This is a genomic window from Pseudomonas rhodesiae, from assembly GCF_013285305.1.
Classification (GTDB): domain Bacteria; phylum Pseudomonadota; class Gammaproteobacteria; order Pseudomonadales; family Pseudomonadaceae; genus Aquipseudomonas; species Aquipseudomonas rhodesiae.
The window spans coordinates 3,893,381-3,908,129 of the sequence record NZ_CP054205.1; the positions used below are offsets into that span (position 1 = coordinate 3,893,381).

General features: G+C 63.6%; 11 protein-coding genes and 1 pseudogene. 7 read left to right on the top strand and 5 right to left on the bottom strand.

Going from position 1 to position 14,749, the window contains the following annotated elements; genetic code table 11:
- From HRH33_RS17520 to HRH33_RS17535, 4 genes are all read left to right on the top strand, one after another.
- The gene (locus tag HRH33_RS17520; RefSeq protein WP_034098947.1) at positions 1-1,059 is read left to right on the top strand and encodes an alpha-ketoacid dehydrogenase subunit beta; all 1,059 of its coding nucleotides are present in this window, start codon (positions 1-3) and stop codon (positions 1,057-1,059) included.
- On the top strand, positions 1,060-2,310 hold the full coding sequence (locus HRH33_RS17525; protein WP_167417928.1) for a dihydrolipoamide acetyltransferase family protein: 1,251 nt from the start codon (positions 1,060-1,062) through the stop codon (positions 2,308-2,310).
- A gap of 4 nt (positions 2,311-2,314) precedes the next feature.
- Positions 2,315-3,694: a dihydrolipoyl dehydrogenase gene (lpdA, locus tag HRH33_RS17530; RefSeq protein WP_167417929.1), complete on the top strand. Its 1,380-nt coding sequence runs from the start codon at positions 2,315-2,317 to the stop codon at positions 3,692-3,694.
- 183 nt (positions 3,695-3,877) lie between these two features.
- A complete protein-coding gene (locus tag HRH33_RS17535; protein ID WP_034098950.1) occupies positions 3,878-4,897 on the top strand; it encodes a branched-chain amino acid aminotransferase in 1,020 nt (339 codons plus the stop codon).
- Between the two features lie 400 nt (positions 4,898-5,297).
- Here HRH33_RS17535 and HRH33_RS17540 read toward each other — a convergent pair.
- The 5 genes and pseudogenes from HRH33_RS17540 to HRH33_RS17560 all read right to left on the bottom strand — a co-directional run.
- Positions 5,298-5,750, bottom strand: a pseudogene (locus tag HRH33_RS17540) (GNAT family N-acetyltransferase); the annotation flags it as partial.
- Positions 5,751-5,762: 12 nt separating this feature from the next.
- The gene (locus tag HRH33_RS17545; RefSeq protein ID WP_123479658.1) at positions 5,763-6,596 is read right to left on the bottom strand and encodes a TIGR03915 family putative DNA repair protein; all 834 of its coding nucleotides are present in this window, start codon (positions 6,594-6,596) and stop codon (positions 5,763-5,765) included.
- On the bottom strand, positions 6,593-7,813 hold the full coding sequence (locus HRH33_RS17550; RefSeq protein WP_167417930.1) for a putative DNA modification/repair radical SAM protein: 1,221 nt from the start codon (positions 7,811-7,813) through the stop codon (positions 6,593-6,595). Before HRH33_RS17550 ends, HRH33_RS17545 begins: the two co-directional genes overlap by 4 nt.
- Before the next feature lie 128 nt (positions 7,814-7,941).
- Positions 7,942-9,279, bottom strand: a complete 1,338-nt coding sequence (locus HRH33_RS17555) for a lysine N(6)-hydroxylase/L-ornithine N(5)-oxygenase family protein (RefSeq protein ID WP_167417931.1) — start codon at positions 9,277-9,279, stop codon at positions 7,942-7,944.
- A gap of 119 nt (positions 9,280-9,398) precedes the next feature.
- On the bottom strand, positions 9,399-9,881 hold the full coding sequence (locus HRH33_RS17560) for a sigma-70 family RNA polymerase sigma factor (protein WP_034098965.1): 483 nt from the start codon (positions 9,879-9,881) through the stop codon (positions 9,399-9,401).
- A gap of 264 nt (positions 9,882-10,145) precedes the next feature.
- Between HRH33_RS17560 and HRH33_RS17565 the strand changes: the two genes are divergently transcribed.
- The 3 genes from HRH33_RS17565 to HRH33_RS17575 are packed head-to-tail and all read left to right on the top strand — an operon-like array spanning position 10,146 to position 14,695.
- Positions 10,146-11,315: an efflux RND transporter periplasmic adaptor subunit gene (locus tag HRH33_RS17565; RefSeq protein WP_034137816.1), complete on the top strand. Its 1,170-nt coding sequence runs from the start codon at positions 10,146-10,148 to the stop codon at positions 11,313-11,315.
- Positions 11,305-13,287, top strand: a complete 1,983-nt coding sequence (locus HRH33_RS17570) for a MacB family efflux pump subunit (protein WP_143521067.1) — start codon at positions 11,305-11,307, stop codon at positions 13,285-13,287. The genes HRH33_RS17565 and HRH33_RS17570 overlap by 11 nt, the downstream gene beginning before the upstream one ends.
- A gap of 25 nt (positions 13,288-13,312) precedes the next feature.
- A complete protein-coding gene (locus HRH33_RS17575; protein WP_167417948.1) occupies positions 13,313-14,695 on the top strand; it encodes an efflux transporter outer membrane subunit in 1,383 nt (460 codons plus the stop codon).
- Positions 14,696-14,749: the final 54 nt, after the last annotated feature.

The following is a 14,749-nucleotide window of genomic DNA, read 5'->3' on the forward strand; positions in this document are numbered from 1 at the left end:
ATGAACGATCACAACAACAGCATCGAACTGGAAACCGCCATGACCACCACCACCATGACCATGATCCAGGCCCTGCGCTCGGCCATGGATGTGATGCTCGAACGGGACGACAACGTCGTGGTGTTCGGCCAGGACGTCGGCTACTTCGGCGGCGTGTTCCGTTGCACCGAAGGCTTGCAGAGCAAGTACGGCACCTCGCGGGTGTTCGACGCGCCGATCTCCGAAAGCGGCATCGTTGGCGTGGCGGTAGGCATGGGCGCCTATGGTTTGCGCCCGGTGGCGGAAATCCAGTTCGCCGACTACGTGTACCCGGCCACCGACCAGATCATCTCCGAAGCCGCGCGCCTGCGTTATCGCTCGGCCGGCCAGTTCACCGCGCCGCTGACCATGCGCATGCCCTGCGGTGGCGGCATCTATGGCGGCCAGACTCACAGCCAAAGTATCGAAGCGGTGTTCACCCAGGTCTGCGGCCTGCGCACGGTGATGCCGTCCAACCCGTATGACGCCAAGGGCCTGCTGATCGCCTCCATCGAAAACGATGACCCGGTGATCTTTCTCGAACCCAAGCGCCTGTACAACGGCCCGTTCGATGGCCATCACGACCGCCCTGTCACCCCCTGGTCGAAACACCCGCAAGCCCAAGTACCGGACGGTTACTACACCGTGCCCCTGGACGTGGCCGCCATTGTGCGTCCGGGCTCGGCCGTCACCGTGCTGACCTACGGCACCACCGTGTATGTGTCACAGGTCGCCGCCGAAGAAACCGGCATCGACGCCGAAGTCATCGACCTGCGCAGCCTGTGGCCGCTGGACCTGGAAACCATCGTCAAATCGGTGAAAAAAACCGGCCGTTGCGTGGTGGTGCATGAAGCCACGCGCACCTGCGGCTTTGGCGCCGAGCTGGTAGCGCTGGTGCAGGAGCATTGCTTCCACCACCTGGAAGCGCCGATCGAACGCGTCACCGGGTGGGACACCCCCTACCCGCACGCGCAAGAGTGGGCGTATTTCCCAGGGCCGTCCCGTGTGGGCGCGGCGCTGCAACGGGTCATGGAGGTCTGAATGGGCACGCACGTTATCAAGATGCCGGACATTGGCGAAGGCATCGCGGAAGTTGAACTGTCGGTCTGGCATGTGAAGGTCGGCGATATGGTCGTCGAAGACCAGGTGCTGGCGGACGTGATGACCGACAAGGCGATGGTGGACATTCCCTCGCCGGTCCACGGTAAGGTCATTGCTCTCGGCGGCGAGCCGGGCGAAGTCATGGCCGTGGGCAGTGTGTTGATCAGCATCGAAGTGGAAGGCGCGGGCAATGCCAAGGATGTGCCTGTGACGGATGAACCAGTCAAGGCCCCCCCCGCAGTTGAAGCCAAGCCAGCGCCGGTGGCCCCTGCGGTTGAACGCAAGCCCGCACCACCCCCCGTATCCCGCGAAGCGGACGAACGCCCGCTGGCCTCCCCCGCCGTGCGCAAGCATGCGCTGGATGCCGGCATCCAACTGCGGCTGGTCCAGGGCACCGGCCCGGCCGGGCGGATCCTGCACGAAGACCTCGACGCCTATCTGCAACAAGGTTCGGCGAAGCCTTCGACGGCAGCCACCCCTTACGCCGAACGCCACGACGAAGAACAAATCCCAGTAATCGGCATGCGCCGCAAGATCGCCCAGCGCATGCAGGACGCCACCCGGCGCGCCGCGCATTTCAGCTATGTGGAAGAAATCGATGTCACTGCGCTAGACGAACTGCGCGTGCACCTCAACGAAAAACACGGTGCCACTCGGGGCAAACTGACCCTGCTGCCGTTTATTGTGCGGGCCATGGTCGTGGCGCTGCGGGACTTCCCGCAGATCAACGCACGCTACGACGACGAAGCCCAGGTCATCACTCGCCTCGGCGCGGTGCATGTGGGCGTTGCCACCCAGAGCGACGTGGGTTTGATGGTGCCGGTGGTGCGGCATGCCGAAGCGCGCAACCTGTGGGGCACCGCCGAAGAAATCACGCGCCTGGCCACGGCCGCACGCAATGGCAAGGCCAGCCGTGAGGAATTGTCTGGTTCCAGTATCACCCTGACCAGCCTCGGCGCCTTGGGCGGTATTGTCAGCACGCCGGTGCTGAATCTGCCGGAAGTGGCGATTGTCGGCGTCAACCGCATCGTCGAACGACCAATGGTGATCAAGGGCCAGATCGTGATTCGCAAGATGATGAACCTCTCCAGTTCCTTCGATCACCGCGTGGTCGATGGCATGGACGCGGCGCAATTTATCCAGGCCATTCGCGGCCTGCTCGAACAACCCGCCAGCCTGTTCCTGGAGTAAGGGCATGACACAAATTACCCATACCACCCTGCTGATCATCGGCGGCGGCCCCGGCGGTTATGTGGCGGCGATCCGCGCCGGGCAATTGGGCATTCCGACCATCCTGGTGGAAGGCCAGGCCCTGGGCGGCACCTGTCTGAATATCGGTTGCATCCCGTCCAAGGCCTTGATCCATGTGGCCGAGCAATTCCAGCAAACCGTGCACCACAGCCAGGGTTCCCAGTTGGGCATCGAAGTGGATGTACCCAGCCTGGATATCCGCAAAAGCGTGGAGTGGAAGGACGGCATCGTCGACCGCCTGACCACCGGCGTCGCCGCGTTGCTCAAGAAGCACAAGGTGCAAGTGATCCACGGCTGGGCCAAGGTGGTGGACGGCAAGACCGTCGATGTCGGCGAGCAACGCATCCAGTGCGAACACCTGCTGCTGGCCACGGGTTCGAAAAGCGTCAACCTGCCGATGCTGCCGATTGGCGGGCCGATCATTTCGTCTACCGAAGCATTGGCTCCCACTCAAGTGCCCAAGCGCCTGGTCGTAGTGGGCGGTGGCTACATCGGCCTGGAACTGGGCACGGCCTACCGCAAGCTTGGCGCAGAAGTCAGCGTGGTTGAGGCGCAGGATCGCATCCTGCCCGCCTACGATGCCGAATTGACCCAACCGGTGGCCGAATCCCTCAAGCAACTGGGGGTGAAGCTGTACCTCAAGCACAGTGTCACCGGGTTTGCCGACGGCCACCTGCAAGTGCGTGACCCCAATGGCGACACCTTGTCACTGGCCACCGACCAGGTGCTGGTTGCGGTGGGTCGCAAACCCAACACCCAGGGCTGGAACCTGGAAGCGCTGAACCTGGACATGAACGGTACGGCAATCCAAGTCGACAGCCGCTGCCAGACCAGCATGCGCAACGTGTGGGCCATCGGCGACCTGAGCGGCGAACCGATGCTGGCGCACCGGGCCATGGCCCAGGGCGAGATGGTCGCCGAACTGATCAGCGGCCTGCATCGCGAGTTCAACCCGGCGGCGATCCCGGCGGTGTGCTTTACCGACCCGGAAGTGGTGGTGGTCGGCAAGACCCCCGACGATGCCAAGGCGGCGGGGCTGGACTGCATCGTGTCGAGTTTCCCGTTCGCGGCCAATGGCCGGGCGATGACGCTGGAGTCGAAAACCGGCTTCGTGCGGGTGGTGGCGCGGCGTGACAACCACCTGATCGTCGGCTGGCAAGCAGTGGGCGTTGGCGTCTCGGAGCTGTCCACGGCCTTCGGCCTGAGCCTGGAAATGGGCGCGCGCCTGGAAGACGTGGCCGGCACCATCCATGCGCACCCGACCCTCGGCGAGGCAGTGCAGGAAGCGGCGTTGCGGGCGCTGGGCCACGCGCTGCATTTGTAGACCAGGCAGCTCCCACCTTTGGAATGCAATCAACGGTGGGGGGCCGGGCTTGCCCGCGATAGCGGCGGATCAGCCAATACAGATGTCGGATGGTCCGCCCACCTGCTCCCACACGAGCCAAGAATGCAGTATTGTTGCGCCCATCCAGAAAAAAATCCGACTTGACCAGAGATAGAGGGTGTCATGGGTAACGAAAGCATCAATTGGGACAAGCTGGGTTTTGACTACATCAAGACCGACAAGCGGTTTCTCCAGACCTGGAAGAACGGCGAATGGCAAGCTGGCACCCTGACCGACGACAACGTGCTGCACATCAGCGAGGGTTCCACCGCCCTGCACTACGGTCAGCAGTGCTTCGAGGGCCTCAAGGCCTACCGCTGCAAGGACGGCTCGATCAACCTGTTCCGCCCGGACCAGAACGCCGCCCGCATGCAACGCAGCTGCGCGCGCCTGCTGATGCCGCATGTACCGACCGACGTATTCATCGACGCCTGCAAACAAGTGGTCAAGGCCAACGAGCGCTTCATCCCGCCCTACGGCAGCGGCGGCGCGCTGTACTTGCGCCCGTTCGTGATCGGCACCGGTGACAACATCGGCGTGCGCACCGCGCCGGAGTTCATCTTCTCGGTGTTCTGCATCCCGGTTGGCGCCTACTTCAAGGGCGGCCTGGTGCCCCACAACTTCCAGATCTCCACCTTCGACCGCGCCGCGCCACAGGGCACCGGTGCAGCCAAGGTCGGTGGCAACTACGCCGCCAGCCTGATGCCAGGCTCGGAAGCGAAGAAATCCGGTTTCGCCGACGCGATCTACCTGGACCCGATGACCCACTCGAAAATCGAAGAAGTCGGTTCGGCCAACTTCTTCGGAATCACCCATGACAACAAGTTCATCACGCCGAAGTCGCCTTCGGTGCTGCCAGGCATCACCCGCCTGTCGCTGATCGAACTGGCCCAGACCCGCCTGGGCCTGGAAGTGGTCGAGGGCGAAGTGTTCATCGACAAGCTGGACCAATTCAAGGAAGCCGGCGCCTGCGGCACGGCGGCGGTTATTTCGCCGATCGGTGGTATCCAGTACAACGGCAAGCTGCACGTGTTCCACAGCGAAACCGAAGTCGGCCCGATCACCCAGAAGCTCTACAAAGAGCTGACCGGCGTGCAGACCGGCGACGTCGAAGCGCCAGCCGGCTGGATCGTAAAGGTCTAACCGCCTGTGGGAGGGGGCTTGCCCTCATGCCACTCAGTTAAGGGCTCAGTTGATCCAGCCCAGGCAATGACTTTTAAAGTTAGTGGGAGGGGGCTTGCCCCCGATAGCAGTGGCTCAGTCAATGAATCTATCGACTGATACACCGCATCGGGGGCAAGCCCCCTCCCACATTCGAGCCGGCTCTTTCAGTTAACTGAGGAGGGCGTTTGGATTCTCATATAGGGCGAGCCCCCGATAGCAATGGCTCAGTCAATGAATCCGCCGACTGATACACCGCATCGGGGGCAAGCCCCCTCCCACATTCGAGCCGGTTCTTTCAGTTAACTGAGGAGGGCGTTTGGATTCTCATATAGGGCAAGCCCCCTCCCACATTTACTTTCCGGTGTGCTCAGGCATCGCACGACAACAGCGTCTTCTCCATCACTAACGTGCGCTCATTGCCGTGATCGACCTCACGTACCGTGCGAAACCCCAGCCTGGCGTAAAACGGCTCGGCCGTCAGCGAGGACGGCACACTCAGCGTTGTCACCCCCGCTTCCCCCGCGCGCAGTTCGATTTCACTCATCAGTAACCGGCCAATACCCTGCCCTTGCCGCGTCGGGTTGACGAACACCGAGCGCACCACTTTGGCATCCAGCGCAGCGGTGCCGACGATCACCCGCCCCTGAACCGCCACCAGCACCACACGCCGCTTGAGCAGCTCGCGCACCGCGTCGGGCGTAAAGTTGCTGGCCACCCGCTCAATCACATCCGCCGGATAATCCTGTGCGTTGCTACCGTACAAAGCCGCCAGGATCACCCGGCTGATTCCCTCGGCATCGTCGGGTTGGGCGAGACGTACGACGGTAGACATGACCCCTCCTGTTTAACCCTGCCCGCTGGCAATACGCTTGCCGGGCTTGTTGCCGATCATCTTGGCCTGACCATCTTTCTGCTTACCCGTTCGCGCTTCGCTGATCAAGCTTGGGATCAACTTACCCTCCGGCAGGTTTTTCCAGAACCGACTGGGCAAGTGGCCTTCCATCACCTTGGGGTTCAACCGCGCCGGGTTGAAGATGTGGCTGTAGTAGGTCAGCCACATGGCGCTGTGGGGGTCTTCGACGTTCTGTGCCAGTTGCTGCCAGGCTTCGGGGCAATGGCGTTGATGAATCAATTGCTGGCCGTCGTAATACACGCCGTCCAACGGTGTGGCGATCATCCAGCGATGGCGGCCCATGCGCCCGATAAAGTGCTGGCTGGCCGACTTCAGAATGTCGTGGGCCGGTTCATGCCAGGCCACGTACTCCGGCAACTCCGGCCCGGCCTCTGGCGGCAGCGCGACAAAGCGTACGAACGCGTGCAGGTGATGGGCTTCGCGGCTGACCTGCTTGATCCGCCGCTGCAACTCGCTGCCCAGTTTGTCGCCGGCCAGCATCGCGGTGCGGTCGCCGTGGCTGACGCGCCACAGCACTTCATACAACAGGCTCCAGCGCTGGTCGCCGTGGTAGCAGGCGGCCGACTCCAGCAGTTCGAGCAGTGCCTTGGGGATGCGCGCCTGAAACGGCCCCAGCCCGGCAGGGATCGGCTCATCAGTGGCAAACAGGTCCGCCGCCTGGGCCTCGCCCCAACTTACCTGGCTGGGGTCGACCTGATGGCTGAGCAGCCAGCGCGCCTGTTCGCGCCAGGTGCCGAACAGGTTGTCGCATTCCAGGCTGATCATCCCCACAGCCCCATTTGCTGCGGTTGCGGCCGGTCGCGCAGTTGCTCGCGCAGCAACACACTGGTGCTGTCCGCCTGTTGCGGGTGGTAGTCGCTGGTAATGAAAAACGGCTTGGCCTTGGCCAGCACACAGCGCATGCGCGCCAGGTCTTCGAAGCGGATTTTGCGTTCGCGGCGCAGGTCCACCAAGCGCTGGGTGGTGCGCAGGCCGATGCCGGGAATACGCGCGATCAAAGTCGGTTCGGCACGATTGAGGTCCAGGGGGAACACCTCGCGATGCTCAAGGGCCCAGGCCAGTTTGGGGTCGATATCCAGCGCCAGGTGACCGGGGCCTTCGAACAACTCGCCGGCACTGAAGCCGTAGCTGCGCAGCAGGAAGTCGGCCTGGTACAGGCGGTGCTCGCGCATCAACGGTGGCGCGGCCAGGGGGACGCTTTTTGGACTGTTGGGAATGGGGCTGAACGCCGAGTAGTAGACGCGGCGCAGCTTGAAGTTGCCGTACAACGCTTCGGCGCCATGCAGGATGGTGCTGTCGTCGGTGTCGTCGGCGCCGACGATCATTTGGGTGCTCTGCCCGGCTGGAGCGAAACGCGGCGCGCGAGGCTCGTTGAGTACCGTCTGCTCGCCGGTGTAGATGGTCCGCATGGCCTGCTTGATCGAGCCGATCTGCTTTTCCGGTGCCAGGGTTTGCAGGCTGGCATCGGTGGGCAGTTCGATGTTCACGCTCAGGCGATCGGCATAACGCCCGGCCTCGGCAATCAACGCCGGGTCGGCTTCGGGGATGGTCTTGAGGTGGATATACCCACGAAAGTCGTGTTCTTCGCGCAGCAGTTTCGCCACCCGGACAAGCTGCTCCATGGTGTAGTCGGCCGAACGGATAATGCCGGAGCTTAGGAACAACCCGCTGACGCAATTGCGCCGGTAGAAATCCAGGGTCAGGGAGACCACTTCTTCCGGGCTGAACCGCGCACGGGGCACGTCGCTGGAGCGGCGGTTGACGCAGTACTGGCAGTCGTAAAGGCAGAAGTTGGTGAGCAGCACCTTGAGCAGTGACACACAGCGCCCGTCGGGCGTATAGCTGTGGCAGATGCCCATGCCATCGGTGGACCCCAGCCCCGCCTTGCCTTCGGAGCTGCGCTTAGGCGCGCCGCTGCTGGCGCAGGACGCGTCGTACTTGGCGGCGTCGGCGAGGATGCTGAGTTTTTCGATCAACTGCATGGCGGGCTACCGATACTGGTTTTTTGTACAGTATCAGCGGTAACCCTTTGTCACAAGTACCGCCCGTAGGGGCGAGCTTGGACGAAAGCACACTGCCTCGCCCTTCCGCCCCGCCCACCGGCGCGAACTCAGCTTGCGGTGGCCAGCAGCAATTCCTCGATTGACCGCCCTTGGCCGCGCCCACGGTCCAGGGCATACAGCGACGCTGCTATCTCATCCGCGCGGATCGGCAGCACCGACAGCAAGGTGTCGCTCAACCCATGGCTGGCCTGGCTGAAGCCCTGGATATAAATGCCCGCGTTGCAGCGCTCGTCGGTGACAATGCGGTAGTCGCGGCTCACTTCGAAATCGCCCATGTAGGTTTCCAGGGGGGCGAGCAGTTCGCGGTGCATCTGGCGCTCATAACCGGTGGCGAGGATGACCGCGTCGTAGTGATGCGCGGTCGTTTCACCCGTGGCGTTGTTGCGCAGAGCCAGTTCGATGCCCAGCGGGCCGGGCGTGACTTTCTCCACCACGGTCATGGTGCGGAACGCCTGGCGCGCGATGCCGGAGACTTTCTGGCGATAGAAAATGCCGTAGATGCGCTCGATCAGGTCCAGGTCCACCACCGAATAGTTGGTGTTCTGATACTCCGCCACCAACCGCTCACGCTCGGCGCCGACTTGCTGGAACACCAGGTCGGTGAACGCCGGCGAGAACACTTCGTTGACGAACGGGCTGTCATCGGCCGGCTTGAGCGCCGAACCGCGCAGGATCATGTCCACCTGCACCGAGGGGAAGCTGTCGTTGAGGTCGATAAAGGCTTCTGCCGCGCTCTGGCCGCCGCCGATGATCGCGATGCGCATCGGCTTGCCCTCAACACACGGCTGGTTGGCCATGCGCTCCAGGTACTGGGAGTGGTGGAACACGCGGTGGTCGTTCTTGAACGCCTTGAAGGTGTCGGGAATGCGCGGCGTGCCGCCAGCGCTGACCACCACCGAACGGGTGGTGCGCACATGCTGCTCGCCCAGCGCATCGTGGGAGATCACCCGCAAAGCCTCGACCTGCTGCTGATGCAGGATCGGCTCGATGGCCAGTACTTCCTCGCCGTAGCGGGCCTGGCTCTGGAAGTGCCCGGCGACCCAGCGCAGGTAGTCGTTGAACTCCATGCGGCACGGGTAGAAGGTGCCGAGGTTGATAAAGTCCACCAGACGGCCGTGGGCCTTGAGGTAGTTGACGAAGGAGTACGGGCTGGTGGGGTTGCGCAGGGTCACCAGGTCCTTGAGGAAGGAAATCTGCAATTCGCTCTGGGTCACCAGGGTATTGCCGTGCCAGCGATAGTCGGCCTGTTTGTCCAGAAACAGCACGTCCAGTTTGCCCTGCGCCTTCTCGCGCTCTTGCAGGGCGATGGCCAGTGCCAGGTTCGACGGGCCGAAACCGATGCCGATCAGGTCGTGAACCGCGGGCGAAGCAATTGCCTGTGTCATTCCAGTGTCCTCTGGATAAGCCCCGTGGCGGTGGGGCGGGAATACCTTCAAGACCTGCACAACAGGTCGTGTGTTGATAGGAAACGAGGACAGTGAAAAAAAATTTAAGCCGTCGACCCTCAGTGCGCATCCCACTCGCGCATCCGCACGCGGCAGTGTTTCATGGCATTGACGATGTTTTTTTCCACCAGAGCGCGGGAGATGCTCAGGCGTTCGGCGATTTGCAGATGGCTCAGGCCATCGAGCTTGCGCAACAGGAAACTCTCGCGGCAGACCGCCGGCAGTTCGGCCAGAGCGCGCTCAAGCAGTTCCAGACGCTGGGCCTGATCGTGACTGGCGTGGGGCGTGCCGGCGGCGAAGCGCTCTTCGCTGTCCAACACCTCCAGCGGCTCGACCTGGCGCAAGGCATTGCGCCGATGGCCGTCGATCACAAGGTTCAACGCCGTGCGGTACAAAAAGGCGCGGGGTTGCTCGATGGGGGTATCGCTGGAACGTTCCAGTACCCGCACGTAAGCGTCATGCACCACATCTTCGGCCACCTGACGGTTGCCCAGCTTGGCGTTGAGGAAACACACCAGCTCGCGATAGTAGTTTTCCAACATGACTCCCGACCATCTTGAAAACACGCTGCAGGCGCGAGCGTTGTCAGGCCTGCAGAAGGGTGCCATTCGATAATGGCAGTTTGGGTGGGTGCAATTTATAGTAATTCTCATCTACTTTTAAAGAAGACTTGTAACGCCAGCCGTTTTTTTTATGCAAAAGAGCAGTAACGGCCTGTGTAACCACTTAAATTCCAGCGCCCTTATCTCGTTTAACTGTCAGCTCTGCGCAACCGCGCCCTGAACTCTCCTGGCTGGAATCCATCCATGAAACGCCCCCGCCCCGCCCGACGCGCCTTGCTTGTTGTGGCGTGCCTGTTACCGCTGATCGCCGTCGCCGCGTGGCAGGTACTGCCCTCGGGCCGCGACGACCTGACCACCGTCACCGTGACCCGCGGCAATATCGAAAACAGCGTGACCGCCCTCGGTACCCTGCAACCGCGCCGCTATGTGGACGTGGGCGCCCAGGCGTCCGGGCAGATCCGCAAGATCCATGTCGAGGCGGGCGATCAGGTCAAGGAGGGCCAATTGCTGGTGGAAATCGACCCGTCCACCCAGCAGGCCAAGCTCGACGCCAGCCGCTACGCCATCGAAAACCTCAAGGCGCAATTGCAGGAACAGAAAGCCCAGCACGCGTTGGCGCGCCAGAAGTACCAGCGCCAGCAGCGCCTGGCCAGCGGCAACGCCACCCGTGAAGAAGACGTACAAACCGCCAAGGCCGAGCTGAGCGCGACCCAGGCCCGGGTCGACATGTTCCAGGCCCAGATCCGCCAGGCCCAGGCCAGCCTGCGCAGCGATGAAGCGGAGCTTGGCTACACACGTATTTATGCGCCAATGAGCGGCACCGTGGTGGCGGTGGACGCCCGCGTTGGCCAGACCCTCAACGCTCAACAGCAGACGCCGCTGATCCTGCGCATCGCCAAGTTGTCGCCGATGACCGTATGGGCGGAGGTGTCCGAGGCCGATATCGGCCATGTCAAACCCGGCATGAGCGCCTATTTCACCACCCTGAGCGGCGGCAACCGGCGCTGGAGCAGCACTGTGCGGCAGATCCTGCCGATCCCGCCCAAGCCGTTGAACGAAACCCAGGGCAGCGGCAGCCCCACCAGTTCCAATAAAAGCGGCACCGGCCGCGTGGTGCTGTACACCGTGCTGCTGGACGTGGACAACACCGACAACGCGCTGATGGCTGAGATGACCACTCAGGTGTTCTTCGTCGCCGGCCAGGCCAAGGACACCCTCACCGCCCCGGTCGCCGCCCTGCTCGGCAACGGCAACACCGACAAACAGATCGCCCGCGTGGTGATGCCCAACGGCAGCATCGAACAGCGCGAGGTGCGCCTGGGCCTCAGCGACCGCCTGCGGGTGCAGGTGCTCGACGGCCTGAACGAAGGCGACCACCTGTTGATCGGCCCGGTCGACGGCCATGGGGGTTGAGGTGAGTACGCCGCTGATCGAACTCAGGCACATCCGCAAATCCTACGGCGGCGGCGACAGCCCTCAGGTTGACGTATTGCGCGGTATCGACCTGGCGATTCACGCCGGCGAATTCGTGGCGATTGTCGGCGCGTCCGGCTCGGGCAAATCCACCTTGATGAATATCCTCGGTTGCCTCGACCGCCCCAGCAGTGGCGAGTACCTGTTTGCCGGGGAGAATGTCGCGCACCTGGACAGCGACGCCCTGGCCTGGCTGCGCCGTGAAGCCTTCGGTTTTGTGTTCCAGGGTTATCACCTGATCCCGTCCGGTTCGGCCCAGGAAAACGTAGAAATGCCGGCGATCTACGCCGGAATCAGCGCCGCCGAACGGCATGCACGGGCCAGCGCCCTGCTCACCCGCCTGGGCCTGGCCGAACGGACCGGCAACCGCCCGCACCAGCTCTCCGGCGGCCAGCAGCAGCGGGTGTCCATCGCTCGCGCGTTGATGAACGGCGGGCACATCATCCTCGCCGACGAACCCACCGGCGCCCTCGACAGCCACAGCGGCGCCGAGGTGATGAGCCTGCTCGACGAGCTGGCCAGCCAGGGCCATGTGGTGATCCTGATCACCCATGACCGCGAAGTCGCGGCGCGCGCCAACCGCATCATCGAGATTCGCGATGGCCTGATCATCAGCGATTCGGCATCCGCCCACGACACCGCGACCGCCGCTACCCCCGGCGCCCTGCAAGCGGTGGACCTGCGTCAGCGTCTGGCCGATGGCGCCGAACACAATGGCGCCTGGAAAGCCGAACTGGTGGACGCCGTCCAGGCGGCCTGGCGTGTGATGTGGATCAACCGCTTCCGCACCGCGCTGACGTTGCTCGGCATCATCATCGGCGTGGCGTCGGTGGTGGTGATGCTGGCCGTGGGCGAAGGCAGCAAGCGCCAGGTCATGGCGCAGATGGGTGCCTTCGGTTCCAACATCCTCTACCTCAGCGGCGCCTCACCCAACCCACGCACGCCGCTGGGCATCGTCAGTTTGGCCGACGTCGCAGCGCTGGCGGCGCTGCCTCAGGTGCAGCGCATCATGCCGGTCAACGGCAGCGAAGCCGGGGTGCGTTACGGCAACGTCGACTACATGGCGTACGTGGGCGGCAACGACACCAATTTCCCCGACATTTTCAACTGGCCGGTGGTCGAGGGCAGTTACTTCACGGCGGCCGACGAGCGCGCCGGGGCCACGGTAGCGGTGATCGGTCATCGGGTGCGCGAGAAGTTGTTCAAGGGCCTGGTCGACCCGATCGGCCAATACATCCTGATCGAAAACGTGCCGTTCCAGGTCATCGGCGTGCTGGCGGAAAAAGGCGCCAGCTCCGGCAATAAAGACAGCGACGACCGCATCGCCATTCCCTACACCGCCGCCAGCGTGCGCCTGTTCGGTAGCTACAACCCCGAGTACGTGGTGATCGCCGCCGCCGATGCACGCAAGGTGCATGAGGCCGAACAGGCCATCGACCAGTTGATGCAGCGCCTGCACCACGGCAAGCGCGACTACGAGCTGACCAACAACGCCGCGATGATCCAGGCCGAGGCGCGCACCCAGAACACCCTGTCGCTGATGCTCGGTTCGATTGCGGCGATTTCCCTGCTGGTAGGCGGTATCGGTGTGATGAACATCATGCTGATGACGGTGCGCGAGCGTACCCGCGAAATCGGTATCCGCATGGCCACCGGCGCACGCCAGCGCGACATCCTGCGCCAGTTCCTCACCGAGGCGGTGATGCTCTCGGTGGTCGGCGGCCTGTGCGGCATCGCCCTGGCCTTGCTGGTGGGCGGCGTGCTGACGCTGGCCAAGGTGGCGGTGCAGTTTTCCCTGGTGGCGGTGCTTGGCGCGTTTGGCTGTGCGTTGGTCACCGGCGTCGTATTCGGCTTTATGCCGGCCCGTAAAGCTGCCCGGCTCGATCCGGTTAAGGCATTGACCAGTGAATAAACCCTGTATCCCATCGCACCTGGGCATGCTCAGCCTGTGCCTGCTGCTCAATGCCTGCGCCGGCCAACCGCCCAGCGTCGACAGCCGCCTCGCGCCGCCGGCCGCCTGGCAGTACGCCGAACGCGAGGCCGCCCAGAACGTGAACACCCAGTGGTGGACACAGTTCGGCAGTGCGCCGCTCAATCGTTTGATCGAACAGGCGCGGCGCGACAGTTTCGATGTGGCCGCAGCGGTGGCGCGGGTGCGCCAGGCTCAGGCCAGCGCGGTGATTGCCGGCGCGCCGTTGCTGCCGGAGGTGAAGGCCAACCTCACCACCAGCCATCAGAAGTTGCTGCGCGGCCCCGGCGGCCCGGACCTCGACGCCAGCGATAGCGACGACGCGGTCAATAACTTCGGCGCCAACCTGACCGCCAGCTACGAAGTGGATTTCTGGGGCGCGCGCGCTGCCGCCCGCGACAGCGCCCTGCACAGCCTGCGGGCCAGCGAATTCGACCAGGCCACCGTGGAACTGACCCTGCTCAGCAACGTCGCCGACCGCTATGCGCAAACCCTCGCCGCCGCGCAGCGCCGGCACATCGCCGAGTTGAACCTGGCCAATGCGCGGGATGTGCTCGCGCTGGTGCAAACCCGCTATGACGCCGGCTCGGCCACCGCGCTGGAACTGGCCCAACAAAAAAGCCTGGTGGCCGGCCAGCAGCGCCAGTTGCCGTTGATCGCGCAACAGGCCGAAGAATCGCGCATCACCCTCGCCGCCCTTCTCGGCCAACCCGTGCAGGCCCTGGACCTGGGCGCCGAGCCCTTCCAGAACCTGACCTGGCCCGTCATTGGCGCCGGCCTGCCCAGCCAATTGCTCAGCCGCCGCCCGGACATCGCCAAGGCCGAAGCCCAACTGGCGGCGGCGCAGGCGGACGTGACGGTGGCCCGCGCCGCCCTGCTGCCCGCCGTGACCCTCGGCGCCACCTTGGGCTCCGACGCCTACAAGGCCGTCGATGTGCTACGCAGCCCCTATTACACGTTAACCGCCGGGCTGGTGGCACCGATCTTCAACAACGGCCGTTTAAGCGCTGAACGGGACAAGGCCCGCGCGCGCCAGGATGAACTGTTGCAAACCTACCGCGGCGCGATCATCAACGGCTTTGCTGACGTGGAAAAAGCCCTCAGCAGCATCACCCGCCTCGACCAGCAGCGCCAATGGCAGGACGAAGAACTGCAACAGGCGCAGACCGCGTTCCAAATCGCCCAACAGCGCTACCAGGCCGGGGCCGCCGACTGGCTGACGGTGCTCGAAACCCAGCGCACCCTGTACGCCGCCCAGGACCTGAACGTGCAGTTGCGACTGTCACGCCTGCAAGCCAGCATCGCGCTCTACAAAGCATTGGGTGGCGGCTGGAACTCTGGCATCCGATAAACAAAACTCCGATTTCGTACATGAGGCGTCTTCTCACCCTACATTCCCAGCCCC

What these genes read in the sequence shown, in the direction of transcription:
- HRH33_RS17520 (WP_034098947.1), top strand. Translation starts at nt 1, where the DNA reads ATGAACGATCACAACAACAGCATCGAACTGGAAACCGCCATGACCACC.
- HRH33_RS17545 (WP_123479658.1), bottom strand. Translation starts at nt 6,596, where the DNA reads ATGATCAGCCTGGAATGCGACAACCTGTTCGGCACCTGGCGCGAACAG.
- HRH33_RS17565 (WP_034137816.1), top strand. Translation starts at nt 10,146, where the DNA reads ATGAAACGCCCCCGCCCCGCCCGACGCGCCTTGCTTGTTGTGGCGTGC.
- HRH33_RS17555 (WP_167417931.1), bottom strand. Translation starts at nt 9,279, where the DNA reads ATGACACAGGCAATTGCTTCGCCCGCGGTTCACGACCTGATCGGCATC.
- HRH33_RS17570 (WP_143521067.1), top strand. Translation starts at nt 11,305, where the DNA reads ATGGGGGTTGAGGTGAGTACGCCGCTGATCGAACTCAGGCACATCCGC.
- HRH33_RS17575 (WP_167417948.1), top strand. Translation starts at nt 13,313, where the DNA reads ATGCTCAGCCTGTGCCTGCTGCTCAATGCCTGCGCCGGCCAACCGCCC.
- lpdA (WP_167417929.1), top strand. Translation starts at nt 2,315, where the DNA reads ATGACACAAATTACCCATACCACCCTGCTGATCATCGGCGGCGGCCCC.
- HRH33_RS17525 (WP_167417928.1), top strand. Translation starts at nt 1,060, where the DNA reads ATGGGCACGCACGTTATCAAGATGCCGGACATTGGCGAAGGCATCGCG.
- HRH33_RS17560 (WP_034098965.1), bottom strand. Translation starts at nt 9,881, where the DNA reads ATGTTGGAAAACTACTATCGCGAGCTGGTGTGTTTCCTCAACGCCAAG.
- HRH33_RS17535 (WP_034098950.1), top strand. Translation starts at nt 3,878, where the DNA reads ATGGGTAACGAAAGCATCAATTGGGACAAGCTGGGTTTTGACTACATC.
- HRH33_RS17550 (WP_167417930.1), bottom strand. Translation starts at nt 7,813, where the DNA reads ATGCAGTTGATCGAAAAACTCAGCATCCTCGCCGACGCCGCCAAGTAC.